The organism is Streptomyces sp. NPDC007917 (assembly GCF_042959105.1).
Taxonomy (GTDB): domain Bacteria; phylum Actinomycetota; class Actinomycetes; order Streptomycetales; family Streptomycetaceae; genus Streptomyces.
In genome coordinates, this window is the sequence record NZ_JBIBKK010000008.1 from 367,504 (window position 1) to 389,890 (window position 22,387).

At 71.2% G+C, this 22,387-nt stretch carries 21 protein-coding genes, 3 pseudogenes and 1 riboswitch; of the genes and pseudogenes, 12 read left to right on the forward strand and 12 right to left on the reverse strand.

Features of this window, described 5'->3' with window-relative positions; translation table 11 throughout:
• Window positions 1-6: 6 nt before the first annotated feature.
• Complete coding sequence (locus ACFZDL_RS18770; RefSeq protein WP_353588338.1) at window positions 7-750, forward strand: TetR/AcrR family transcriptional regulator; 744 nt, start codon at window positions 7-9, stop codon at window positions 748-750.
• 84 nt (window positions 751-834) lie between these two features.
• Here the strand turns inward: ACFZDL_RS18770 and rocD are convergent, their stop codons facing one another.
• The gene (gene rocD / locus ACFZDL_RS18775; protein WP_353588935.1) at window positions 835-2,061 is read right to left on the reverse strand and encodes an ornithine--oxo-acid transaminase; all 1,227 of its coding nucleotides are present in this window, start codon (window positions 2,059-2,061) and stop codon (window positions 835-837) included.
• A gap of 207 nt (window positions 2,062-2,268) precedes the next feature.
• Between rocD and add the strand changes: the two genes are divergently transcribed.
• The gene (gene add / locus ACFZDL_RS18780; RefSeq protein ID WP_353588336.1) at window positions 2,269-3,216 is read left to right on the forward strand and encodes an adenosine deaminase; all 948 of its coding nucleotides are present in this window, start codon (window positions 2,269-2,271) and stop codon (window positions 3,214-3,216) included.
• A gap of 9 nt (window positions 3,217-3,225) precedes the next feature.
• Window positions 3,226-3,348, forward strand: a pseudogene (locus tag ACFZDL_RS18785) (MerR family DNA-binding transcriptional regulator); the annotation flags it as partial.
• Between the two features lie 76 nt (window positions 3,349-3,424).
• Here ACFZDL_RS18785 and ACFZDL_RS18790 read toward each other — a convergent pair.
• Entirely contained in the window at window positions 3,425-4,138 is a 714-nt protein-coding gene (locus tag ACFZDL_RS18790; RefSeq protein WP_353588334.1) for a carboxymuconolactone decarboxylase family protein, read from the reverse strand.
• A 74-nt stretch (window positions 4,139-4,212) separates the two neighbouring features.
• Here ACFZDL_RS18790 and ACFZDL_RS18795 point away from each other — a divergent pair, with 74 nt between their 5' ends.
• Together ACFZDL_RS18795 and ACFZDL_RS18800 are read left to right on the forward strand one after the other, a co-directional pair.
• Window positions 4,213-4,851, forward strand: a complete 639-nt coding sequence (locus ACFZDL_RS18795; RefSeq protein ID WP_353588333.1) for a TetR/AcrR family transcriptional regulator — start codon at window positions 4,213-4,215, stop codon at window positions 4,849-4,851.
• Between the two features lie 261 nt (window positions 4,852-5,112).
• Window positions 5,113-5,772 carry a DUF4232 domain-containing protein gene (locus ACFZDL_RS18800; protein ID WP_353588331.1) on the forward strand — a complete coding sequence of 220 codons (660 nt, stop codon included), beginning with the start codon at window positions 5,113-5,115 and terminating at the stop codon, window positions 5,770-5,772.
• A gap of 170 nt (window positions 5,773-5,942) precedes the next feature.
• Here the strand turns inward: ACFZDL_RS18800 and ACFZDL_RS18805 are convergent, their stop codons facing one another.
• The 6 genes from ACFZDL_RS18805 to ACFZDL_RS18830 all read right to left on the reverse strand — a co-directional run bounded on the left by ACFZDL_RS18805 (window position 5,943) and on the right by ACFZDL_RS18830 (window position 8,931).
• Window positions 5,943-6,428, reverse strand: coding sequence for a hypothetical protein (locus ACFZDL_RS18805; protein WP_353588329.1), 486 nt, complete (start codon window positions 6,426-6,428; stop codon window positions 5,943-5,945).
• A gap of 70 nt (window positions 6,429-6,498) precedes the next feature.
• The gene (locus tag ACFZDL_RS18810) at window positions 6,499-6,627 is read right to left on the reverse strand and encodes a hypothetical protein (protein ID WP_353588328.1); all 129 of its coding nucleotides are present in this window, start codon (window positions 6,625-6,627) and stop codon (window positions 6,499-6,501) included.
• 131 nt (window positions 6,628-6,758) lie between these two features.
• Window positions 6,759-6,965, reverse strand: a complete 207-nt coding sequence (locus tag ACFZDL_RS18815; protein WP_353588326.1) for a hypothetical protein — start codon at window positions 6,963-6,965, stop codon at window positions 6,759-6,761.
• Window positions 6,962-7,147: a hypothetical protein gene (locus ACFZDL_RS18820; protein WP_353588324.1), complete on the reverse strand. Its 186-nt coding sequence runs from the start codon at window positions 7,145-7,147 to the stop codon at window positions 6,962-6,964. The genes ACFZDL_RS18815 and ACFZDL_RS18820 overlap by 4 nt, the downstream gene beginning before the upstream one ends.
• Window positions 7,144-7,560, reverse strand: coding sequence for a hypothetical protein (locus ACFZDL_RS18825; RefSeq protein ID WP_353588322.1), 417 nt, complete (start codon window positions 7,558-7,560; stop codon window positions 7,144-7,146). The genes ACFZDL_RS18820 and ACFZDL_RS18825 overlap by 4 nt, the downstream gene beginning before the upstream one ends.
• Window positions 7,561-7,713: 153 nt before the next feature.
• On the reverse strand, window positions 7,714-8,931 hold the full coding sequence (locus ACFZDL_RS18830; protein WP_353588320.1) for a helix-turn-helix transcriptional regulator: 1,218 nt from the start codon (window positions 8,929-8,931) through the stop codon (window positions 7,714-7,716).
• 143 nt (window positions 8,932-9,074) lie between these two features.
• Window positions 9,075-9,168, forward strand: a riboswitch (ZMP/ZTP riboswitch).
• A 43-nt stretch (window positions 9,169-9,211) separates the two neighbouring features.
• Between ACFZDL_RS18830 and glyA the strand changes: the two genes are divergently transcribed.
• Window positions 9,212-10,522, forward strand: coding sequence for a serine hydroxymethyltransferase (gene glyA, locus ACFZDL_RS18835; protein WP_353588318.1), 1,311 nt, complete (start codon window positions 9,212-9,214; stop codon window positions 10,520-10,522).
• Between the two features lie 422 nt (window positions 10,523-10,944).
• Here the strand turns inward: glyA and ACFZDL_RS18840 are convergent.
• Window positions 10,945-11,700, reverse strand: a pseudogene (locus tag ACFZDL_RS18840) (RNA polymerase sigma factor); the annotation flags it as partial.
• On the opposite strand from ACFZDL_RS18840, the gene trpS reads away from it, so the two are divergent.
• The 3 genes from trpS (at window position 11,699) to ACFZDL_RS18855 (ending at window position 14,524) form a co-directional block, all read left to right on the forward strand.
• Complete coding sequence (gene trpS, locus ACFZDL_RS18845) at window positions 11,699-12,712, forward strand: tryptophan--tRNA ligase (RefSeq protein WP_353588316.1); 1,014 nt, start codon at window positions 11,699-11,701, stop codon at window positions 12,710-12,712. The pseudogene ACFZDL_RS18840 and the gene trpS overlap by 2 nt on opposite strands.
• Before the next feature lie 181 nt (window positions 12,713-12,893).
• Window positions 12,894-13,493 carry a 2'-5' RNA ligase family protein gene (locus ACFZDL_RS18850; RefSeq protein WP_353588314.1) on the forward strand — a complete coding sequence of 200 codons (600 nt, stop codon included), beginning with the start codon at window positions 12,894-12,896 and terminating at the stop codon, window positions 13,491-13,493.
• Window positions 13,494-13,627: 134 nt separating this feature from the next.
• Window positions 13,628-14,524, forward strand: a complete 897-nt coding sequence (locus ACFZDL_RS18855; RefSeq protein WP_353588312.1) for a YihY/virulence factor BrkB family protein — start codon at window positions 13,628-13,630, stop codon at window positions 14,522-14,524.
• Between the two features lie 97 nt (window positions 14,525-14,621).
• Here the strand turns inward: ACFZDL_RS18855 and ACFZDL_RS18860 are convergent, their stop codons facing one another.
• Window positions 14,622-15,920 carry a D-alanyl-D-alanine carboxypeptidase gene (locus tag ACFZDL_RS18860; RefSeq protein WP_353588310.1) on the reverse strand — a complete coding sequence of 433 codons (1,299 nt, stop codon included), beginning with the start codon at window positions 15,918-15,920 and terminating at the stop codon, window positions 14,622-14,624.
• Window positions 15,921-16,026: 106 nt separating this feature from the next.
• On the opposite strand from ACFZDL_RS18860, the gene ACFZDL_RS18865 reads away from it, so the two are divergent.
• Together ACFZDL_RS18865 and ACFZDL_RS18870 are read left to right on the forward strand one after the other, a co-directional pair.
• Window positions 16,027-16,290: an SCO4848 family membrane protein gene (locus ACFZDL_RS18865; protein WP_353588308.1), complete on the forward strand. Its 264-nt coding sequence runs from the start codon at window positions 16,027-16,029 to the stop codon at window positions 16,288-16,290.
• A 59-nt stretch (window positions 16,291-16,349) separates the two neighbouring features.
• Entirely contained in the window at window positions 16,350-17,702 is a 1,353-nt protein-coding gene (locus ACFZDL_RS18870) for a metallophosphoesterase (protein WP_353588306.1), read from the forward strand.
• Here the strand turns inward: ACFZDL_RS18870 and ACFZDL_RS18875 are convergent.
• Window positions 17,606-19,201 carry a HAMP domain-containing sensor histidine kinase gene (locus tag ACFZDL_RS18875; protein WP_353588304.1) on the reverse strand — a complete coding sequence of 532 codons (1,596 nt, stop codon included), beginning with the start codon at window positions 19,199-19,201 and terminating at the stop codon, window positions 17,606-17,608. The two genes, ACFZDL_RS18870 and ACFZDL_RS18875, sit on opposite strands and share 97 nt — an antisense overlap.
• Window positions 19,198-19,884: a response regulator transcription factor gene (locus ACFZDL_RS18880; protein WP_353588302.1), complete on the reverse strand. Its 687-nt coding sequence runs from the start codon at window positions 19,882-19,884 to the stop codon at window positions 19,198-19,200. Before ACFZDL_RS18880 ends, ACFZDL_RS18875 begins: the two co-directional genes overlap by 4 nt.
• Before the next feature lie 284 nt (window positions 19,885-20,168).
• On the opposite strand from ACFZDL_RS18880, the pseudogene ACFZDL_RS18885 reads away from it, so the two are divergent.
• Window positions 20,169-22,372, forward strand: a pseudogene (locus tag ACFZDL_RS18885) (MMPL family transporter).
• The last annotated feature ends 15 nt before the right edge of the window (window positions 22,373-22,387 follow it).

Here is a 22,387-nt window from a genome sequence, read left to right on the forward strand (position 1 = left end):
GCCCGTATGTCACCGACTCCGCAGGAACGGCGCGCAGCGCGGCACCAGCTCGGCACCGGTTCGAGCACACCAGCGGCCCGGCGTGGACCGTCCGGCGGGCGCAAGAAGCCGATCACGGTCGATGCCATCATCAGCACCGCGTTCGCCATCGTGGAGAAAGAGGGATACGAAGCCCTGACCATGCGGCGTTTGGCGACCGCGCTGGAGACGGGACCGTCGTCGCTCTACGCTCACGTCGTCAACAAAGAGGACTTGGACGAACTGCTCCTCGGCCGTCTGTGCGCCGAGATCGACCTGCCCCAACCGGACCCCGCCCGCTGGCGGCAGCAGATCATCGGCGTCTGCACCCAGCTGCGCGACCAGTATCTGCGCTACCCGGGAATCTCCCAGGCGGCCTTCGCCGCCGCTCCGTCCAATCTGGACACGCTGCGCGTCAGCGAGGGAATGCTCGCCATCCTGCTCGCCGGGGGCATCGCCCCGCAGGCTGCCGCCTGGGCGATCGACTCACTGTCGCTCTACGTCAACGCCTATAGCCTCGAGCTCTCGCTGGCGAACAAGCGGCTCAGCCGCAGTGACGACGACTGGGTCGTCAGCCGCGATGAACTACTGGGCCGATTCGCCGCACTGCCCGACACGTTCCCGCAGACCAAGCGCTACGCCGCCGAGCTCACGGCCGGAACGGTGCACGACCGCTTCGACTTCACCATCGGCCTGATGATCGACGGGCTCGGGGCGACCGCGATTCCCTGAGGGTGATTCTCCGGAGGGCCGCCGAGCGCCGCGGGGCGCCCGACGGCCCTCCGTCAGCTCCGTCAGCCGGTCAGGCAGGGGAGCTCACCCGGCCAGGACCGCCCGCAGCTGGTCCAGGCCCCAGTCCAGGTCCTCCTTGCTGATCACCAGCGGGGGCGCGATCCGGATGGTCGAGCCGTGGGTGTCCTTGACCAGCACCCCCCGGTCCATGAGCTTCTCCGAGATCTGCCGCCCGGTGCCGTGCGAGGGGTCGATGTCCACCCCCGCCCACAGCCCCCGCCCGCGCACGGCCCGAACGCCGCCCCGCTGCGCCGGGCCCTCCACCAGCAGCCCCAGCTCGCTGTGCAGATGGTCGCCGAGCTCCGCCGCCCGCTGCTGGAACTCACCGGTCCGCAGGATGGCGATGACCTCCAGCGCGACCGCGCAGGCCAGCGGGTTGCCGCCGAAGGTCGAACCATGCTCGCCCGGCCGGTACACCCCCAGCACCTCCTGGGAGGAGACCACCGCCGACACCGGCACCACGCCGCCGCCGAGCGCCTTGCCCAGCACATACACGTCCGGGACGACGCCCTCGTGCTCACAGGCGAAGGTCTTGCCGGTACGCCCCAGGCCGGACTGGATCTCGTCCGCGATGAACAGCACGTTCCGCGCCCGGGTCAGCTCCCTGACCCCGGCCAGATAGCCGGGCGGCGGCACCAGCACCCCCGCCTCGCCCTGGATGGGCTCCAGCAGCACGGCCACCACGTCCTCACCGGCGGCGTCCAGGGCGGCCTCCATCGCGGCCAGGTCCCCGTACGGCACGATCTCGAAGCCCGGCGTGTACGGGCCGAAGTCCGCCCGGGCCTCGGGGTCGGTGGAGAAGCTGACGATGGTGGTCGTCCGGCCGTGGAAGTTGTTGTCCGCGACGATGATCTTCGCGCGGCCGTCCGGGACCCCCTTGACGCGGTAGCCCCACTTCCGGGCGGTCTTCACGGCCGTCTCCACCGCCTCCGCCCCCGTGTTCATGGGCAGCACCGTCTCCATGCCGCACAGCTCGGCCAGCTGTGCGCAGAAGGTGGCGAAGCGGTCGTGGTGGAACGCGCGGGAGGTGAGCGTGACCCGCTCCAGCTGGGCCTTCGCGGCGTCGATCAGCCGCCGGTTGCCGTGCCCGAAGTTGAGCGCGGAGTACCCGGCGAGCATGTCGAGGTACCGCCTCCCCTCGACATCGGTCATCCAGGCGCCCTCCGCGGACGCGACGACGACCGGAAGCGGATGGTAGTTGTGCGCGCTGTGCGCCTCGGCGGCGGCGATGGCGCGTTCCGTTGAGGTCAAAGTCATGCTCCGTTCGGTGTCGGCGCCGATCAGTGCTCATTCCTATCGTCGCCCGGGTGGTTTGCGAAGAAACTTTCCGGCGCCGGAGCTCGCGCGGCGGCGGGGCGGGCCGATGCCCGGCCGGAGCGGAACCGCGCCTGGGCCGAGGTCGGGCGGGGCCTCGAAAAAGATGTCGGCTCTGCGGGCCCGACTGCCTAAAGTCCTGCCGTGAGAGATCTTCGCCTCCTGCCCAAGGCCCATCTGCACACCCACCTGGAAAGCACCGTCCGCCGCGCCACGATCCGCGACCTGGGCGGCGAGCCGCCCGCCGAGGACCGGCCGTTCACCAGTTTCGGGGAGTTCGCCGACCAGCGGGCCCGGTCGCGCGCGCTGCTGCGCGACCCTCGGCACTTCCGCCGTATCGCCGAGGAGTTCTGCCAGGACGAGGCGGGCCAGGGCGTCCGCTACGCGGAGGTCACCTTCACCGCGGCGGCCCACGGCGAGCGCGTCGGCGATCCTGAGATGCCGCTGGAAGCGGTGCTCGAGGGGCTGGCCGCCGGCGCTGAGCGGTACGGCATCCAGACACGGGTGATCCTGGACCACTCGCGCCGCCGCCCCGTCGAGCGGCTGTGGCGCACCCTCAAGCTGGCCACCCGGTACCCGCAGGTGATCGCCATCGGCCTCGCGGGAGACGAGTCCTACCCGGCGGCGCCCTTCGCCGAGGTGTTCCAGGCCGCCCGCGAGGCGGGACTGCACCTGGTGCACCACGCCGGGGAGACGGCCGGCCCGGCCAGCGTCCGGGAGGCCTTGACGGCGGGGCACGCGGAGCGGATCGGCCACGGCATCCGCGCGCTGGAGGACCCTGACCTGGTGGCCGAGTTGCGCAGCCGCCGTGTGCCGCTGGAGGTCTGCCCCTCCTCCAACGTCCTGCTCGGCCTGGTGCCGTCACTGGCCGAACACCCGCTGCCACGCCTGGTCGAGGCCGGTCTGACGGTCACCCTGAACACCGACGGGGAGACGTCGCTGGCGGCGGAGTACCAGCGCGCCCGGGAGATTTTCGGGTACAGCGACGCCGAACTGGCGAACCTGGCCCGAGCCTCGGCCGAGGGCAGCTTCGCCCCCGCGGCCTTGAAGGCGCGGATCAGCGCCGAGATCGAGCAATGGCTGAGCGAGTGAGGGCGGCTCATCGGCCAGGTCTCGACGCGTCTGGGCGTGACCGTCCGCGCGCTGCACCACTGGGACGAGATCGGTCTGGCGCGACCGTCGCTGCGCACGGCTGCCGGATACCGGCTCTACACCGCCGGTGATCCCCGCGCCTGCGGCCTGCACCATGACGGACCGGCCCTGCGGTCCGCGTCGTGCGCGGGGTGCAGGCCGCAGGCGGTCAGGCGTCCCCGGCCGTCTGCTTCTCCCGCAGTTCCTCCTGCTCGGCCAGCAGCGCGTCGAGGACGTTCAGGGCGCGCCAGGTCCGGGTCATCCCGAACGTTGCGGTGGCGCGGACGGCGGCGCGGACCTCGTCGGGCGTCGCTCCCGCGCCCAGCGCGCGGCCGACGTGGGCACGGAAGCTCTCCTGGAGGGTCTGGTAGAGGACGTCCACCGTCATGGTGGCGAACGCCCGCTCGCGGACGCTGATCCGGGACATGCCGGCGCGCATCCGCGACTGCAGGTCCATGTAGTCGGCGAAGCCCGGGTCGAGGGCGCGCACCTCGGCGCGCATCGCCGTGGGGAGGGGGCTGCCCGTGCCGTCCGCGTTCACCTGGTGGCCCCGGCCTGTCGGCCCGGGCAGGCCGTGTGTGCGCTCGATCTCAGCCAGCCGCTCCAACGCGGCCAGCGCCGCCGGATAGCCGCTGTCGTAGGAGATGAAACGGAGCAGCTCGCGTAGGTCATCGGCGTCGAGGCCATTGTCCAGGGCGGCCCGCACGTGCAGTTCGAACGGCGTCCCAAGGACCTGTTCGCAGACGTCGGCAACGAGGCTGACCAGAGCGAGCTCTCGCGGCGTCAGCTGGGTCCCTGACCAGGCGCGTTGGAAGCTCGCGGCGGCCATCTCCGCGAACGCCGGGTCCAGTTCCTTGACCGTGGTCCGGGTCGGCAGCGTCATGGTGACTCCCTGTAAGTGAATGCCTGTAGGGCTACGACTGTAGCCCTACAGGCGTTCCCATACAATGGCGAATCATGGATGCGACCACTCCGGCCCGAAAGACCGCCCGCACTGCGCCGCGGGGCCGCAACCCGCGCGGCCAGGGCGAGCGGCTGCGCGCCGAGATCGTCGACGCGGCGCTGCGGCTGCTGGACGAACTCGCCGACGACCAGGCGCTGTCGCTGCGGGCGGTCGCCCGCGAGGTGGGCATCGCCGCGACCTCCGTCTACATCCACTTCGCCGACCGCGATGCGCTCGTACTGGCCGCGCTGGAGCACTGCCATGCGGACCTGCTGCGAGCGGTGGACAACGCGGAGTCAGGCGCCGCCGACCCGGTGGCCGCACTGCGCGCCCGTACGACGCTGCTCGGCGCGTGGTCCCGCGAGCACCCGGGGCTGTACAAGGTGTTGCACGAGAGCACGCTCAACCGGCGCACGGACATGTCCTTCAAGGAGGAGATGGCCAAGCGCACGACCACGGCGATCCGCCGCTGCATGGACGCCGGGCTGGCGCCGGGCGGCGACGCGGAGACCATCTCCCTGGATTTGCGCACGGCCGTCCACGGCGCGGTCTCGCTGCGCGTCAACCAACCCGATCTGCCCTGGCCCCCGCTGGAGGAACAGGTGGACCGGTTCCTCGTGAAACTGGTCGGCGTTCCGCCTATGGAAGGGTGACGGCGGTGTGCCGTGCGGCGAAATGGCTCGCCGGTCACCGGGTGGACCCTTCGCGTGGGCCTAGCGCCGCGCTCGTGGCGATCTTCAGCGCGGTGAAAGAGAGCTGGAGGGCGCTAAGGGCGGGGCGTTAGTGGGACGTTAGCGGCTCGGCAGTCGGACGGCTGTGGTGCGGCAGTCGAACGACAGCGGGGGAGGCCAGGCTTAAGCCGTACCGAGAAAGACACACCGGAAACGGCCAAGTCCCACTGGGGGGAACCCACCATGTCGATCACCGCCTTCGCCGCCCGTCGAGCCCGTACCCTGCGCCTGGCCGCCGCCGGCCTGACCGCGGTTGCCGCTCTCACCCTCACCGCCTGCAACAGCAACGAGGGCACCGGCACCAAGAGCGAGGCCCCGGCCGAGCAGAGCGATCAGCGCCTCGACGCGGCGGGCGGCGCGAAGAAGGGCGGCGGCGCCGAGCAGGCCGGGTCGTCCGAGGACGGCGCCAAGGGCTCGGGTGGCTCGGAGCAGGAGATCGGCCCGTGTGACATCAACAAGCTGACGGTTGGCGTCAAGTCGGTTCAGCGGCCGGTGAACTACATGGTGCTCGAGGTGAACAATCACGCGGGTGTGGACTGCAACATGCCCGGCTTCCCCCGCCTGAAGTTCGGCGAGGACGCCCAGGCCGCGACCCCGGTGTACGAGGACAGCAAGCCGCAGGCCGTGGTCACCCTCGCCCCCGGCGAGACCGCGTACGCGGGGATCCGCACCTCCTCCGCCGACGGCTCGGGCCTGAACGGCTACAAGGCCACTTCTCTGGAGGTCTTCCTCGAAGGCTCCGATGACTCCAAGTCGGTCGAACTGCCCGGCGGCTCCGTCTACATCGACAACAGCGCCCAGGTGACGTACTGGCAGAGCGACCTGTCCAACGCCCTCGACTAACCCACCCAGCTGACGGCTTGGCCCACTCGGTCAGCTGACGACCGGCCGACCAACCCGGCCCACAGACCCGGGGAGCCGCCTCCCCCCGGCTTCCCGCCCCGATGGCCCCTGCCCCCGCGGGGGTCATCGGCGTTCCGGGCGAGGCATCAGGTGGGATCTCCCGGCGGTAGCTAGGGGGGTATGGGGCAGGGGATGGTCGGACGAATCCGATTCGCGCTGCAGGCGACCACCTGGATGGAGGCGAACCCGGTACCCCGCAGGTACCAGCCGCCGACGACGTCCCCGCCCCAGCGGAGCCGGTCATCGGCGGCCGTGAATCGTTCGGTCTGCCGGGTGGGGTTCGTGTCGAGGTCGGTCATGAAGGAGGGGGCCAGGTCGGTGACCTGGTCTCGGTACCAGGCCGAGGCCTTGTCCGGCTCCTCGAAGGTCGCCTTGATCGTTCTGGCTGGGCGTAGCAGCCAGTGTGCTACCTCCAGGGGTGGTACGTCGCTTGCCATGAAGGCGGGGCTGGCGGACGCGATCTGCTTCCACTCCTGGGGCGACATGTTCTGGACGACGAGATGGGGCGGCCGACGCGCGGACTCATCGTCATAGGTTCGGCGTTCTCCGGTCCAGCGGTAGCAGTGCCAGTGATCAGGTGCGGGCGGTGCTGTCATGGTGGCTCCTGCGTGGGGGAGCGGCCCCGCCCTTTGGCGGGGGCGGTCTGAGGACGGGGCCGCGGTCTGGTCAGCGCGCGTACTGGCGCCCGTCGTCCGAGTCGCCGGGTGTCTGGCCGCCGGGTGTCGGGGTGTCGGTGTCCGGCATGGTGTCGCGATCGTCCGGGTCCTGGAGGTGGACGGCGTGCTGTAATCGCATAGGGCCTCCTGTGAGTTGTTGAGGTGCGCAGGGGTGTCCCCGCGCTGGTTGCGCGGTCCTCGTCCCGGCCACTGGCCTGCAAGCGGGAGGCCGGGGCGAGGGTGGGGTGGGCCACCGAGCGGCCCACCGGTCTATGTGGCGTCCGCCTTCTTGTGGCAGTCGCAGTCGCACGGGACGGTCATGATGAGCAATCCGCGCGTGGCGGGCGGTACCGGCTTCAGCCGGACTTCGCCCGGGCCGTTGCAGAACGCGTGGATCTCGTCGGGCGTGGTGTCGGGCTCGGCCGTATACAGCGCGCAGTACGGGGACATCCGCCGGGCACCCACCGGGACGGTCACGTCGCCCGCCTTTCGCGCTGCAGCGTGACGAGCACGGCGTACAGGTCGGCGTCGGGGTGCGGCCAGCGGCGGTTGCAGTCCGGGCACAGGTGGCGCAGACAGCCGGGCCCTGAGGCCGACGCGCGCAGCACGGTGATCGGCTCGCGGGTGGGCTTGTCGCAGCGATAGCAGCACTCGGTCACCGGGTGGACCCTTCGCGTGGGCCTAGCGCCGCGCTGGTGGCGATCTTCAGCGCGGTGAGGAGAGCCGTCGGGTCGGTGAGGTACCGGTCGTGCCGGGGCGGTACGCGCCAGCGCACCCCGGGTCCCCTACGGGAGTCGACGGAGGGCACCTCGATATAGGCGGTCGCTCCCCAGACCTGGATGCTGGGCAGCGCACTCATGTCCCATCCGGCGGCCTCCCCGGGAGCGATGAGCCAGCACAGCACCCCGTCGAAGGGATTCTCGATGACCGCGCCCACGTCGTTGCCGAGCAGTGCCAGGGCCTGTTCACCGATAAAGCGGGGGACGCGTACGACGTCCCACCATTGACCAGCGGCCTGCAACTGCGCGTTGCGGCCGCTTGGCGGTGTCCATGGTTCGGCTTCGGTCGTCATGTGCGCCCCTTGTCATGCGTAGCGGCGCCGGTCTGCCCTGGCGGGGGTCGCGCGATCAGGGCCGCTGTCCAGTGGGGCGCAACTTAGAGGCACTGCGCGCAAGCAGACAGTGACGAGGCGTCCTACTTTCGCACCTGGGTAGGACGCGATGCCCTACCCGTCCAGGTGGAGACGGTCCGCGAGTTGCGTTACCGGAGAGGTGCGGCGCCGCTCCCGGCTGCGCAGCTCGGCCACAAGCTGCCGCGCGGTGCCGTGGTACCGCATCCACTCAGGTGCGTCCTCCTCGGCTTTCAACAGGGCACCGATGGCCGACGCATCCCGGCGGAGATCGGAGTAGGCCAGGGCGCGATCCACATGAAACCGAGCCCGCCAGGTCGGTGGAAGCGATCCGATGCCCTGCACGGCGCGGGCCGTAGCTACCGCATCGGCGCTTTGTTCCATCTCGACCAGAAAATTCACCTTCGCTACACCCACGTTGGTCGGGCCAAACGGTGTGGCATAGTCGAGGCGATCGGCCCCGATGCTTGCTGCGGCGCCCGTCGACAGCCTTAGCAGCTCCTTCACCCTGTCGTACTTGCCCTCGCCCTGACGCACGGTCGCAGTGGCCGCCCGCAGCAGCAGAATTCCCCACAGCGAGAGATCAACAGGCTGAGAGCGGAAGCCGGGGTTGATCTGGTCGGCATACGTCAGTGCCACGCGCTCGGCATCTTCAAGGCGTCCTTGCTTCGTGAAGATCCATGCCAGTGTCGAGGCGCCAATGGATTCGAGGTGGGGGTCGTCGGAGCGTCTGGCTGCCTCCGTAGCGCGCTCCATGGCGGTGAACGCGGCATCTTCCTTGCCCAGCGCTGTGAGCGTGGTCGCCGCCACTTGATATGCCTCGGCCAGGACGGCATGGGCGGCTGCTTGGTCGCTGCCGTGGTAGGCGCGGGCCGCAGCGCGGGCGTCTCGGATGAGCTGAGGCAGAAGCGAACCGATTTCACCCATGCGGCCCTCGCGACGGATGACCTCGGTCGAGCGAAGCGAAGCGCGCAGCGCTCCTACGGAGGGCGGGTCTTCCGTGTCGGGGTCCTCGCCGAGCAGGTCGGACAGCGGTGAGACCGCCTGTCTCAATGCGAGCACGGAGGGTGTGTCGCCATCAGAGCGCACCTCGAAGGTCGTTGGCTGACCGGCCAGTGCCGATGTCTCGACATCCAGGGCGCGGGCCAGCTGGTTCAGTGTGGAAAGCCGAGCCGTCAGTCGCCGGTTCTGCTCAAGCTTCCGCACGGTGTCCACTGACACGTTCGCGTGCTCGGCAAGCTGCTCTTGCGTCAGCTCCCGTCGTTCACGGAGCCGGCCGATTCGATCGCCGATCGTCTCGTTCGCGTACTGCATAGTCACCCCCACCAGGTGAACGGTTCATCCACGCTACGCCGCAGGGAGCCCCATGCACGAGTTTGTTCACCTGCCGGGCGTACGAGAGGGCCCGTCGTCCCCGACACCCGGCTGGGCCGAAACCGAACCCCGATTAGAGTGGGAGCGCACGCCGTGACTGGCGAACGTGGAAGTGACCACGAGGAAGCGGTGTGCGGCTGCGACCATCACGAGGTGCCGCCCGCCTGGGCACCCCGGGACCACGACCGGACCAACCGACCGATCGCCCCGGAGGACACCGATGAGCCAGCCCCTCTCCCATTCCGACTCCGCCTCTTCTCCCGGCCCCTTCCTCCCTCACCCCGCGCTGGCCGCGGCCGACCCGGAGCTTGCCGCGCTGGTGGGGGCGGAGGAGCGGCTGCAGGCGGAGACCCTGCGGCTGATCCCCAGCGAGAACTATGTCTCCAGCGCCGTCCTGGAGGCCTCCGGCACGGTGCTCCAGAACAAGTACAGCGAGGGCTACCCGGGCCGCCGCTACTACGAGGGCCAGCAGGTCATCGACCAGGTCGAGACCCTGGCGGCGGACCGCGCGAAGGCAGTGTTCGGCGTCGAGCACGCCAACGTGCAGCCCTACTCCGGCTCGCCCGCCAATCTCGCCGTCTACCTGGCCTTCACCGAGCCCGGCGACACCGTGATGGGCATGGCGCTGCCCATGGGCGGCCACCTCACCCACGGCTGGGGCGTCTCCGCCACCGGCAAGTGGTTCCGGGGCGTTCAGTACGGGGTGCGGCAGGACACCGGGCTGATCGACTTCGACGAGGTGCGCGACCTGGCCCGCAAGGAGCGCCCGAAGGTGATCTTCTGCGGTGGTACGGCGGTGCCCCGCACCATCGACTTCGCCGCCTTCGCGGAGATCGCCCGGGAGGTGGACGCGGTGCTGGTCGCCGACATCGCGCATATCGCCGGGCTGATCGCCGGAGGCGCCCACCCCTCCCCGGTGCCGCACGCCGATGTCGTCTCCACCACCACCCACAAGACGCTGCGCGGCCCGCGCGGCGCGATGCTGATGTCGCGCGAGGCCCACGCCAAGGCGATCGACAAGGCCGTCTTCCCCGGGCTGCAGGGCGGCCCCCACAACCAGACCACCGCGGGCATCGCCGTGGCCCTGCACGAGGCCGCCCAGCCCGCGTTCAGCGACTACGCCCACGCCGTCGTCGCCAACGCCCAGGCCCTCGCCGAAGCCCTGCTCGCCCGGGGCTTCGACCTGGTCTCCGGCGGCACCGACAACCACCTGATCCTCATGGACCTCACGCCCAAGGACGTGCCGGGCAAGGTCGCGGCCAAGGCCCTCGACCAGGCCGGGATCGTGGTGAACTACAACACCGTCCCCTTCGACCCGCGCAAGCCCTTCGACCCCTCCGGCATCCGGATCGGCACCCCGTCCCTGACCTCGCGCGGCCTGCGCACCGAGCACATGGCCACCGTGGCGGAGTGGATCGATCGGGGCGTGGGCGCCGCCAGGACCGGCGACGAGGAGACGCTTGCCAAGGTCAGGGCCGAGGTCGCCGAGCTGATGGCGGCCTATCCCGCCCCCGGTCTGCCGACCGCCTGACGTCGTTCGGCCTGGTCTCGTCCGGTCTGACCCCTTCCAGCCTGGTGCTGTCTGGTCTGGGGCTGTCCGGTCTGGCCCCTTCCGGCTGGGAACCCTCCGGTCTGGGCCCGGGCCGGCCGCCCGCGGAGCCCTGTCCGGCCGTCAGGCCGGGCAGGTCCCGCCACTGCTCGTCCGCCCGGACCTGGACCCGCCCGTCCTGGTCCGGAGCGGCCGCGGGGGCGGCCGCCGAAGCGCCCACTATCCGCGCCATCACCCGCTCGATCAGCGTCTCTCCGTCCACCGGCGACCCGCCCAGCGGGGGAGACCCCAGCGCGCGCCCGAGCGCCCGCAACTCGTCGGGCAGGTGCCCGTCCCCGCTCCGGGCCACAGCCTCGGTGTCCTTCGCGGGCGACCCCGAGCCTCTCTCCGCAGTCCTTTCCGCGTTCCTCTCCGTCACTTCCTCGCCTTCCTTCCTCCTCCGCCACCAGCCCCTCCAGCCGCCTCAGCGCACGGCTGAGCCGGGATTTCACCGTGCCGCGCGGCCAGCCGAGCGCTTGCGCGGTCTCCGACTCGTCCAGATCCAGCAGATAGCGGTAGGTGACCACCCGCCGCTGCGGCTCGCTCAGCTCGTCCAGCGCGGCCAGCAGCCGGGTCCGCCGCTCGCCCGCGAGCGCCGCCACCGCCGGGTCCGCGGATTCCGGTATGGCCGGCTCGGATCCGCCGCGGCCGGCACAGCCGCCCAGCGCCGCTTCCCGGCCCACCGCCGTGCGCATCCGCCGCGCCGAGCGGAGCATGTTGCTCGTCTCGTTGGCCACGATCCGCAGCAGCCATGGCCGGAACGCCGCGCCGTCCCGGAATCCGCCCAGGGCGAGATAGGCCTTCACAAAGGCGTCCTGCACCACGTCCTCCGCGTCGGCGCCCGCCCCGAGCACCACGGCGGTGCGGTGCGCGATCGGCGCGTGGGCCCGCATCAGCTCCGCGTACGCCTCGGTGTCCCCGGCGCGCACCCGAGCGATGATCGCTGCGTCGGCGATCGCTGCGTCGGCCGAGGCCGCCGTCTCGGCCCCGGCCCCGGCCGACTGTGCCCCTGCCGTCTTCCGCACGGCGAGGTCCCCCTCCCGCGCCCTCTCACGAGTCCTCACACCTTTCATACACCGGCGGACCGAGACTGGTTCCACACCTGAGAGAATGGGTGCCATGGCCCTCGATCGTCCCCGTGCACTCTCCGGTATCCAGCCCACCGCGGGCTCGTTCCACCTCGGGAACTACCTCGGCGCGATCCGGCAGTACGTCGCGCTGCAGGAGACCCACGACGCCTTCTACATGGTCGTGGACCTGCATGCGATCACCGTGCCGCAGGATCCGGCGGAGCTGCGCGCCAACACCCGCCTCGCCGCCGCCCAGCTGCTCGCCTCCGGGCTCGACCCGGACCGCTGCACGCTCTTCATCCAGAGCCATGTGCCCGAGCACGCGCAGCTCGCCTGGGTGATGAACTGTCTGACGGGCTTCGGCGAGGCGTCCCGGATGACGCAGTTCAAGGACAAGTCGGCCAAGCAGGGCCTGGACCGGGCCACCGTCGGCCTCTTCACGTACCCGATCCTCCAGGTCGCCGACATCCTGCTCTACCAGGCCGACCACGTCCCGGTCGGCGAGGACCAGCGCCAGCACGTCGAGCTGACCCGCGACATCGCCGAGCGCTTCAACGGGCGCTTCGGCGACACCTTCACCATTCCCGCTCCGCACATCGTCAAGGAGACCGGGAAGATTTACGACCTGCAGGACCCGGCGATCAAGATGAGCAAGTCGGCGTCCACGCCGAAGGGCATCATCAGCCTGCTGGACGATCCCAAGGTCTCGGCGAAGAAGATCAAGAGCGCGGTCACGGACACCGAGACCGAGGTCCGCTTCGACGAGGAGAAGAAGCCCGGCGTCAGCAATCTGCTGACCATCTACTCCACCCTCACCGGCACCACGATCGCCGACCTGGAGCGGAAGTACGAGGGCAAGGGCTACGGCGCGCTCAAGACGGACCTCGCCGAGGTGCTGGTCGAGTGGGCCACCCCGTTCCGCGAGCGCACCCAGGAATACCTCGCGGACCCCGAGACGTTGGACGGGATTCTGGCCAGGGGCGCGGAGAAGGCCCGAGCCGTCGCGTCCGACACGCTGGCCCGCGCCTACGACAAGGTGGGCTTCCTGCCCGCGAAGCACTGACCGGCACTGACCGAAGCACCGGCCGACGTCCCAAGGCCCCCTGCGCGGGGGGCCGTGGGTACGTGCGCCGATGGACCGACGAACCTAGCCGCGAAGGCGGCCCAGCCGCCACACTGACACCGAAGCAGCGGCGGAGAGGCTCAGGCCCACAACGCCCGGGAGGGCCAGGAGGGAGAACGCAGTGGGGACCGTAACGCTCGGCGTTTCGATCGCGGTCCCGGAGCCGTACGGCAGCTATCTGCAGCAGCGGCGCGCGGGCTTCGGGGACCCCGCGGCCCATGGCATCCCCACCCACGTCACGCTGCTGCCGCCCACCGAGGTCGACCCCTCGGCGCTGCCCGGCGTCGAGCGCCATCTGGCGACGGTCGCGGCCGAGGGTCGGCCGTTCACCATGCGGCTGGAGGGCACCGACACCTTCCGCCCGCTGTCCCCGGTCGTCTACGTCAGGATCGTCGAGGGTGCCGAGGAGTGCACGGCGCTCCAGGAGCGGGTGCGGATCGCCTCCGGACCCTGCGCCCGCGAGCTGCAGTTCCCCTACCACCCGCACGTCACGATCGCCCATGGCATCGACGAGGCGGCCATGGACCGGGCGTACGCCGAGCTGAAGGACTTCGAGGCGGCCTGGACGATCGACGGCTTCGCGCTCTACGAGCAGGGCGCGGACGGGGTCTGGCGCCTGGAGCGCGAATACCCCTTCGGCGACGGACCCGGACTGTCGGGCACCGGCCCGGTGCTTCCCCGTCAGGTCAACCTCTCCCGCCCGCCCGCGCCGTCCCTGTGACGCGCCGCGACCCTCACCAAGAAGAGTGATGGGCGGAGTGTCGGACAAGCCTGTTCCGGCTGACGGCCGGTCGTAGCGAGAACCTGGCCTGGTCGCCCCGGGACTGGAAGACGGCCGAAGGGTACTCGCTGATCATGGACTGGTTGACCCGGCTGCCTGTGATCGGACCCCTGTTCGTCCGGCTGACGCACACCCACGCCTGGCGCTCGTACGAGACGCTGGAGCGCGTCCACTGGACCCGACTCGCCGCCGCCATCACCTTCATCAGCTTTCTCGCCTTCTTCCCGCTGATCACCGTCGGCGCCGCGATCGGCGCCGCGACGCTCAGCGAGGCCCAGATGCGGCAGCTGGAGAAGAAGCTCGCCCAGCAGGTCCCCGGGATCTCCGGCCAGCTCGACCTCAGCGGTCTCATCGAGAACGCCGGTACGATCGGCGTCGTGGCCGGAGCGCTGCTGCTGTTCACCGGCATCGGCTGGGTGGGGTCGCTGCGCGAGTGCCTGCGCGCGGTGTGGGAGCTGGAGGAGGACCCCGGCAACCCGGTGGGGCGCAAGGCCAAGGACGCCATCGTGCTTGTGGGCCTCGGCGGTGTCGCGGTCGGCTCCTTCGCTGTGTCCGCCTTCGCCGTCACCGCCGTCGGCTGGACCGCGCGCCATCTGGGCATCCCCGAGAACGGGCCCGGTGGCTGGCTGCTGCGGCTGGCGGCCTTCGGGGCCGCCGTCGTCGCCGACTTCCTGCTGCTGTGCTACGTCCTGACCTGGCTGCCCGGCGTCGAGCCGGAGCGCCGGAGCGTCGTCGTCGCGGCGCTCATCGGCGCGATCGGCTTCGAGGTGCTCAAGCTGCTGCTGAGCAGCTACCTGCAGGGTGTCGCGGCCAAGAGCATGTACGGGGCCTTCGGGGCGCCCATCGCCCTGCTCCTGTGGATCAACTTCACCGCCAAGCTGACGCTTTTCTGCGCCGCCTGGACCGCCACCAAACCCGTCCCCGAGACGGAGCGGCCCGGGCTGAAGGTCCCCCAGCCCGAGCGCTCCTGAAGCCCGCGCCCCTGAAGCCCGCGCTCCTGAAGCCCGCGCCCCTGAAGCCCGCGCTCCTGAAGCCCGCGTATCCCCCGGAGCCGGAGCTCCGGCGGGCTCAGCCGCGCGAGCGGCGCCGCACCAGCTCCGGCAGCGGCCAGCGCCGGTGCACCGCGTACGCCACGCCCCCCAGCAGCACCAGCGAACCGCCCGTGACACCGACCGCCGTCCACATGCCGCCGCCCGAGCCCGAGCCGCCGTCGCCGGCCGAGACGGCCGCCTGGGCGTGGTCACCGGTCTTCTTCCCGGTGCCCCCGGAGCCGTCCGACGCGGACCCGTCCGTGAGGCCCTTCGGGCCCGGTCGGACGAGCGTGCCCACCGGCTCGACCGAGTCGGCCGCCTTGAAGCCCCAGTCGAAGAGTTTCGCGGTCTCCTTGTAGACCTCGTTGGCCTCCTGCTTCTGCGGGTTCATCACGGTGACCAGCAGCACCCGGTCGCCGTGCTGCGCGACCCCGGTGAAGGTGGAGCCCGCGTGCGTCGTGTAGCCGTTCTTCACCCCGGCGATGCCCTTGTACTGCGGGACCTGGAAGCCGGTGAGCAGGCGGTTGGTGTTCTGGATCGCGAAGCTCTCGCGCTTCTTCTTCCCCTTGTTCTTCTTGTCCTTCTTGTACTCCCCGGGGAACTGCGCGGTCGCCGTCGAGCAGTACTCCCGGAAGTCCGCCTTCTGCAGCCCCGAGCGGGCGAAGAGGGTGAGGTCGTACGCGCTGCTGACCTGGCCCTTCTCGTCGTAGCCGTCCGGGGTGACGACCTGCGTGTCGAGCGCGTTCAGCTGCTTGGCGTGCGCCTGCATCTCCTCCACGGTCTTCGCCTTGCCGCCGTTCATCGCGGACAGCACGTGCACCGCGTCGTTGCCCGAGCGCAGGAAGACACCGAGCCACAGGTCGTGCACCGTGTAGGTCAGGTTCTCCTTGACCCCGACCAGGCTGCTGCCCGCCCCCATGCCCGCCAGGTCGGACGGCGCCACCTTGTGCTCGCGGTCCTTGGGGAGCTTGGGCAGCACCGTGTCCGCGAAGAGCATCTTCAGGGTGGACGCGGGCGGCAGCTTCCAGTGGGCGTTGTGCGCGGCGAGCACGTCGCCGGACTCGGCGTCGGCCACCATCCAGGAGAGTCCGCTCAGCCCCTTGGGCAGCGCGGGCGCGCCCGCCTTCAGCGACACCTGGGTGCCGGGGCGGCCGAGCCGTTCGCCGCCCACCTCGGACATCTTGGCGGGCGGCTTGGCGGTGTCGTCGTCGGTGCGGTCGGCGGTCGTCGCGGCGTGGGCCGGGGCGGTGGACAGCAGGGCGGCCAGCAGGAGGGCGGCGGAGGCGGCCAGAGACGCGGCGGTGCCCCGCTTGGGGGCGCAGGAGGAGGTCGGCACGCCTGCGAACGTACCGGCCGTCGAACCCCCTGGCGAAACGGCCACGGCCTTACGAGTGTCCGACCCGCGCGAGCCTCGTCCGGCGGGCGTCCTCATACTGGAAAGCATGAAGCTCAGCCGCCCCATTTCCTGGTTCCTGCTCGCCTTCGGGGTCTGGAGCTGGGCCATCTGGTTCACCTTTGTCAAAAACTTGTGGAAGGACGCCAGCGGGCTCGCTTTCGACGACGCCGGAGATCCCACCGCGTACTTTTGGGTGCATCTGCTGCTCGCGATCACTTCGTTTCTCTTGGGGACGGGCATTGGCGTGATCGGGTTCCGCGGGCTGCGCGCTCTGCGCCACGAGGACGCCGCCGCGAAGGGGCAGCAGTGAAGCAGTAGTGGCGTAACCGGGCGCCCTGGGGGCGCGAAACGGGAGGACCTGGGTTGGTCGTGCTCTTCGCCCTCGTGGCGCTCGCCGTCGTCGGGCTGCTGTCCGGCGTCCACTGGTATCTGTGGCGTCGGCTCGTCCGCGACACGACGGCGCGCGGCGGGCGCGCCCGGCGCGCCGGTACGGTCGCCGCGGTGGTCCTGCCGCTGATCAGCGTGGGCGCGCTGGTCTCCGGGCGGGCCGGAGCGCCCTTCGCTCTGCAGCGCGCCCTGGCCTGGCCGGGCTATCTGTGGCTGGCGCTGGTGCTGTATCTGACGCTCGCCCTGCTGGCGGGCGAGGCGGTGCGGCCGCTGCTGCGCCGGTGGCTGGAGCGGCGTGACGCGGCCAGGTCCGCTCAGCACGGCCCCGTGCCGGCCGCTTCGCCCGCCGGCCCGCTCGCGGATCTTCCCGCCGGCCTTCCCGCGAAGCGGGCGCCGGTGGCGGTGGGCGCCGTGGACGAGGCGGTACGCCCAGAGCCCGACACCGCGACCGCGACTGACACCGCGACCGACAACACGACCGCGACCGACACCGCAGCCGCGCCGCCGCCCCCCTCCCGGCGGCTGTTCGTCGCGCGGACCGTGGCCGCCGGGGCGGCCGCCGTGGCGGCGGGCACCGTGGGGTACGGGACGTACACCGTGCTGCGCGGGCCCCGCCTCAAGCGGGTCACCGTGCCGCTGGCCAAACTGCCGCGCCAGGCACACGGGTTCCGGATCGCCGTGGTCAGCGACATCCACCTCGGGCCGATCCTGGGCCGGGCCCACACCCGGCGGATCGTGGAGACGATCAACCGCACCAGCCCCGATCTGATCGCCGTCGTCGGCGACCTCGTCGACGGCAGCGTCGAGGACCTGGGCCCCGCCGCCGAGCCGCTGCGCGGGCTGCGCGCCCGCCACGGGTCGTACTTCGTCACCGGCAACCACGAGTACTTCTCCGGCGCGGCCCAGTGGGTCGACCACGTACGCGAGCTCGGGCTGCGCCCGCTGGAGAACCAGCGCACCGAGCTGCGCGGCTTCGACCTCGCCGGCGTGAACGACGTCGCGGGCGAGGACGAGGGCCAGGGCCCCGACTTCGAGGCGGCTCTCGGCGACCGCGACCCGGCCCGTGCCTGTGTGCTGCTCGCCCACCAGCCGGTGGTGATCCACGATGCGGTGGACCACGGCGTGGATCTGCAGCTGTCCGGGCACACCCACGGCGGTCAGATGTGGCCCGGCAACTACGTCGCCGAGCTCGCGAACCCGACCGCCGCCGGGCTCGAGCGCTACGGCGACACCCAGCTCTACGTCACCCGCGGCGCGGGCGCCTGGGGCCCGCCGGTACGGGTGGGGGCGCCGCCGGACATCACCGTGGTGGAGCTGGCCGCGGCCCGCGCGTGATGCGGTCTGCCGGCGCGCGCCGACGGCAGGGTCACCACGACCGTCAGCCCCTCGCCCGGGGCGGTGGTGACCCGTACCGTGCCGTCGTGCGCGTCGACCGCCGCCCGTACGACCGCCATGCCCAGCCCGCTGCCCTCCGCGCCGCCCGTACGGAAGAAGCGGTCGAAGACGCGCTCCGCGTCCCGCGGGTGCATGCCGGGTCCCTCGTCGGCGACCCGCAGCACCCCGTAGCCGCCCTCCTCGGCCTCCGCGGCCTCCTCGTCGACGCTTATCCGCACCCGTGCGTCGGCGGGCGTGTGGACGCGCACATTGGCCAGCAGATTGCTGACGATCTGGTGGAGGGTCGGCTCGTCGGCGAGGACCGGGCAGTCCGCGGGCAGCCGCAGCTCCACGGGGCGGCCGGGCTGCTGGGCGCTGAGGTCGGCGGCGGCGCCGCGCACCACGCCCGCCAGGTCGACCGGTGCGGGGCGCAGCCGGGGCCGCTGGTCGAGGCGGGCCAGGGCGAGGAGTTCGTCGACGAGCCGGGCCATACGTTCGGTCTCGGCGTTCATCCGGGCCATCGCGCGAGCCCGTTCCGCCTCGTCCTTGAACATGCCTTTCTCGTGCAGCTGCAGATAGCCGCGGATCGCGGCGAGCGGCGTCCGCAGCTCGTGCGAGGCGTCGGCGATGAACCGGCGCAGCTGTCCGGCGGCGTGCTCGCGTGTGACGAAGGCGGTCTCCAGCTGCTGGAGCATGGCGTTGAGCGCGGTGCGCAGCTGCTCGACCTCGCCGCCGTTGCGCCGGTGGCCGCGGGAGGCGATCCGGCGGGAGAGGTCGAGCCCCTGAGGACAGCCCTCGGCGATGGCGGAGGCGGTCTCGACCATGTCCTCCAGGGGGTGCAGCCGTCGCCGCGCGCCGAAGAAGGTGGCCGCGCCCAGGGAGGCGACCAGGATGGTGCCGATGATCAGCACCATCCGACGAACCTTGTGCATCGTCTGGGTGACGGCCGTCGTGGAGTTGGCCACCAGGAGCAGCCGGCCGTCGGGGTCGCTCAGGCTCAGGGCGGTGACCCGGTAGCCGGTGCCGTGCGCGGTCACGTCGATGGGCTTGTCGCGGCGGGCCAGCGCGGCGGCGTCGGGGACGGCGTCGGCGAGGGCGCGCTGGATGGCGTCCGGCGCCACTCTGCCGAACGGAGCGGCCTTGCCGTCGCGGCCGACGACGGTGAACAGGGTCCGGCTGGAACGGTTCTTGGTGGCGAACTGGCCGCTCAGGTCGGCGATCGCGCCGATGGCCTCTATCTGGTCGCGGGTCAGCCCGGTCCGCTGGAGCCCGTCGCGGGAGGCGATGAGATCGTTGTCGATGTTGGCGACCATGTAGTGCCGGATGCCCACGGTGTTGACCCACAGGGCGGCGGTGATGCCGATCGTCAGCATGGCGATGGTGCTGAGCGTCAGCTTGGCCCGCAGCGTCGCGCGCCGGTGCTGCTCCTTGCGCCGACGCCTCCCGCGCCAGCACTTCATGTCGGCTCCACGGGCCGCAGGCCGTAGCCGACGCCGCGCCGGGTGCGGATCAGCGGCGGCCCCAGCGGGTCGAGTTTGCGCCGCAGATAGCTGATGTACGTCTCCACCACCGTTGACTCGACCGAGAAGTCGTAGCGCCACACGTGCTGGAGTATCTGCTCCTTGGTGACGATGCGGTCGGCGTTGCGCAGCAGAAGCCGCAGCAGGTTGTACTCGGTGGGCGTCAGCTCCACGGGCTGGCCCGCGCGCCGCACCGTGAACGTCGCCTCGTCCATCTCCAGGTCGCCGTGGCGCAGGACGCTGTGCGGCGCCCTGCCCGGCGCATTACGGCGGGTGCGGCGCAGCACGGCGCGGACCCGCGCCAGCACCTCGTCGATGGTGAACGGCTTGGTGATGTAGTCGTCTCCGCCCAGCGCAAGGCCGCTGACCAGGTCGGACGGGGCGTCGCGGGCGGTGAGGAACACCACGGCGAGGTCGTCGCGCTCCTCGGTGAGCCTGCGGCACACCTGCCAGCCGTTGCCGTCGGGCAGCATCACGTCGAGCAGCAGCAGGTCGGGCCGGTGCTCGCGGGCCATCTCGATGGCCTGTCTGCCGGTGGACGCCCAGTGCACCACGAACCCGTGGAAGCGGAGCGTGATGGTCAGGATGTCGGCGATGCTCGGCTCGTCCTCCACGACCAGCACGGTCGCCGCGCGGGCGGCGTCCGCCCCGCCCGCCGTGCGGTCCGCGGACTCCTCTGGGGGCGGCGGGGTGAAGGGGTCCGCCCCCGGTGCCGGGGCGGGGGGGCCTGGCGGTGTGGTCGTCCTGCATGGGGACCAGTATCCGGGGCCGCCGCGCCCCCGACCCTCAGAGATTCCTTATACGAACTTGAGAGTTTCCTGTGAGGCCCCGGCCTGGTTTGGCGGCGCTCCGGCGCCCCGCAGAAGGTGGACGGGTACGACCCGGACGACCACAAGGAGATTTTGACGTGACCGCTTTGGCACGCTGGTGCTTCCGGCGCGGATGGGTGGTGATCGTTGCATGGGTGCTGGCGCTGGCGGGGCTCGGTGGGGTGGGCGGTTCCCTGGGTACCACCTACTCGGACGGGTTCCAACTGCCCGACACGGAGTCCGCACGCGCTCTCGAACTGATGAAGACGGCCTTCCCGCAGCAGTCCGGTGAGTCGGACACCGTGGTGTGGCACGTCACGGACGGCTCGGTGCGGGACGCCTCCGTCAAGAAGCGGATGGCGGCGGCGCTCGCCGACATCGCCAAGCTGCCGGACGTCGGCGCCGTCGCCAGCCCCTACGACAAGGGCGGCAAGGGCCGCATCAGCAGGGACGGCCGCACCGCCTACGCCACGGTCACCCTCGCCAAGCAGGGCAAAGATCTGCCCGAAGGCCTGGTCGAGAAGATGATGGACACCGCCAGGGCGCCCGCGGGCAAGGGACTCCAGGTCGAGTTGGGCGGCAAGGCCGTCTCGGATGCCGAGCGGCCGCCGCAGAACATCGCCGAAATTGTCGGGATCGTCGCCGCGGCCGTCGTGTTGTTCCTGGCCTTCGGCTCGCTGTTCGGCATGCTGCTGCCGATCGTCACTGCGCTGTTCGCCATCGGCACCGCGTCCTTCCTGGTCATCCTCCTCAGCCACGGCATGGAGATCCCCCAGATCGCGCCGATCCTGTCCACCCTGGTGGGCCTGGGCGTCGGCATCGACTACGCGCTGTTCATCATCACCCGGTACCGCAAGGCGATCCTGCGGGGCCGGCCCCTGGAGGAGGCTGCGGTCCAGGCGGTCAACACCTCGGGACGGGCGTCCTGTTCGCGGGCGGCACGGTGTGCATCGCCCTGCTCGGCATGTTCGCGATGGGCATGTCGTTCCTCAACGGCGTGGCGATCGCCGCGTCACTGAGCGTTGTCTTCACCGTCGCCGCGGCAGTGACGCTGCTGCCCGCGATGCTCGGCGTGCTCGGCATACGGATCCTCAGCCGCCGCCAGCGCCGCAGGTTGGCCGCGAACGGCTCGGAGCCGGAGGCCGTGAACGGCACAGCCGCCCGCTGGTCCACGTTCGTGGAGCGGCACCCGCGGATGCTGACCGTGGTGGCGGTCGCCGTGATGGCGGCGCTGTCCATCCCCACGCTGTCGCTGCGCCTCGGCTCCTCCGACCAGGGCAACAACCCGTCGTCCACAACCAGCCGCAAGGCGTACGACCTGCTGGCGGACGGTTTCGGGCCAGGCTTCAACGGCCCGTTGCAGATCGTCACCGAGGTGCCCGGCACCGGCGACCGGGCGGCCGTGGCTACGCTGGCCAAGGACCTCGCCGCGGTCAAGGGCGTCGCGCAGGTCGCACAGCTGCCGCTGCCGCCGGACGCCGGCATCGCGGTGCTTTCGGTCGTGCCGACGACGTCACCGCAGTCGGAGGAGACGTCCAAGCTGATCGACCACCTGCGGGAGGACGTCGTCCCGGCCGCCGAACGCGGCACCACGATGAAGGCGCACGTCGGCGGGGCCACCGCGACCTACAAGGACTTCGCGCAGGTCCTCACCGGCAAGCTGCCGATGTTCGTCGGCATTATCGTCGTGCTGGGCTTCGTGCTGCTGCTGATCGCCTTCCGCAGCCTGCTGGTGCCGCTGACCGCCGCCGCGATGAACCTGATCGCCGCCGTGGCGTCCTTCGGCCTGGTGATCGTGGTGTTCCAGTGGGGCTGGGGCGTCGAGTCGCTGGGCGCCGGCAAGGAGGGCCCGATCGAGCCGTTCCTCCCGGTGATCATGCTGTCGCTGCTGTTCGGCCTGTCCATGGACTACCAGGTGTTCCTGGTCAGCCGGATGCACGAGGAGTGGGTGCACACCCGGGACAACGCCCGGGCCGTGCGCGTCGGCCTCACGGAGACCAGCCGTGTCATCAACTCCGCGGCGGTCATCATGATCTGCGTGTTCGGGGCGTTCATCCTCAGCGGGCAGCGGATCATCACCATGTTCGGCATCGGCCTCGCGGGCGCTGTCGCGCTCGACGCGTTCATTCTGCGGACGATCCTGGTGCCCGCCCTCATGCACCAGTTCGGGGCCGCCAACTGGTGGCTGCCGCGCGCGATCGACAAGCGGCTGCCGCACCTGGCGGTCGACCCGCCGGACCGCCCGTACCCGGGGGCGTCCGCGGCGTCCGACGGCGAGCGGGAGTTCGTGGCGGAGCGCTGAGGCCCCCGGGCGTCG

Excerpts from the sequence above, each read along its gene's own strand:
- ACFZDL_RS18770 (WP_353588338.1), top strand. The coding sequence starts at position 7 with ATGTCACCGACTCCGCAGGAACGGCGCGCAGCGCGGCACCAGCTCGGC.
- ACFZDL_RS18790 (WP_353588334.1), bottom strand. The coding sequence starts at position 4,138 with ATGACGCTGCCGACCCGGACCACGGTCAAGGAACTGGACCCGGCGTTC.
- ACFZDL_RS18795 (WP_353588333.1), top strand. The coding sequence starts at position 4,213 with ATGGATGCGACCACTCCGGCCCGAAAGACCGCCCGCACTGCGCCGCGG.
- ACFZDL_RS18800 (WP_353588331.1), top strand. The coding sequence starts at position 5,113 with ATGTCGATCACCGCCTTCGCCGCCCGTCGAGCCCGTACCCTGCGCCTG.
- ACFZDL_RS18805 (WP_353588329.1), bottom strand. The coding sequence starts at position 6,428 with ATGACAGCACCGCCCGCACCTGATCACTGGCACTGCTACCGCTGGACC.
- ACFZDL_RS18810 (WP_353588328.1), bottom strand. The coding sequence starts at position 6,627 with ATGCGATTACAGCACGCCGTCCACCTCCAGGACCCGGACGATCGCGAC.
- ACFZDL_RS18825 (WP_353588322.1), bottom strand. The coding sequence starts at position 7,560 with ATGACGACCGAAGCCGAACCATGGACACCGCCAAGCGGCCGCAACGCG.
- ACFZDL_RS18830 (WP_353588320.1), bottom strand. The coding sequence starts at position 8,931 with ATGCAGTACGCGAACGAGACGATCGGCGATCGAATCGGCCGGCTCCGT.
- glyA (WP_353588318.1), top strand. The coding sequence starts at position 9,212 with ATGAGCCAGCCCCTCTCCCATTCCGACTCCGCCTCTTCTCCCGGCCCC.
- trpS (WP_353588316.1), top strand. The coding sequence starts at position 11,699 with ATGGCCCTCGATCGTCCCCGTGCACTCTCCGGTATCCAGCCCACCGCG.
- ACFZDL_RS18855 (WP_353588312.1), top strand. The coding sequence starts at position 13,628 with ATGGACTGGTTGACCCGGCTGCCTGTGATCGGACCCCTGTTCGTCCGG.
- ACFZDL_RS18865 (WP_353588308.1), top strand. The coding sequence starts at position 16,027 with ATGAAGCTCAGCCGCCCCATTTCCTGGTTCCTGCTCGCCTTCGGGGTC.
- ACFZDL_RS18875 (WP_353588304.1), bottom strand. The coding sequence starts at position 19,201 with ATGAAGTGCTGGCGCGGGAGGCGTCGGCGCAAGGAGCAGCACCGGCGC.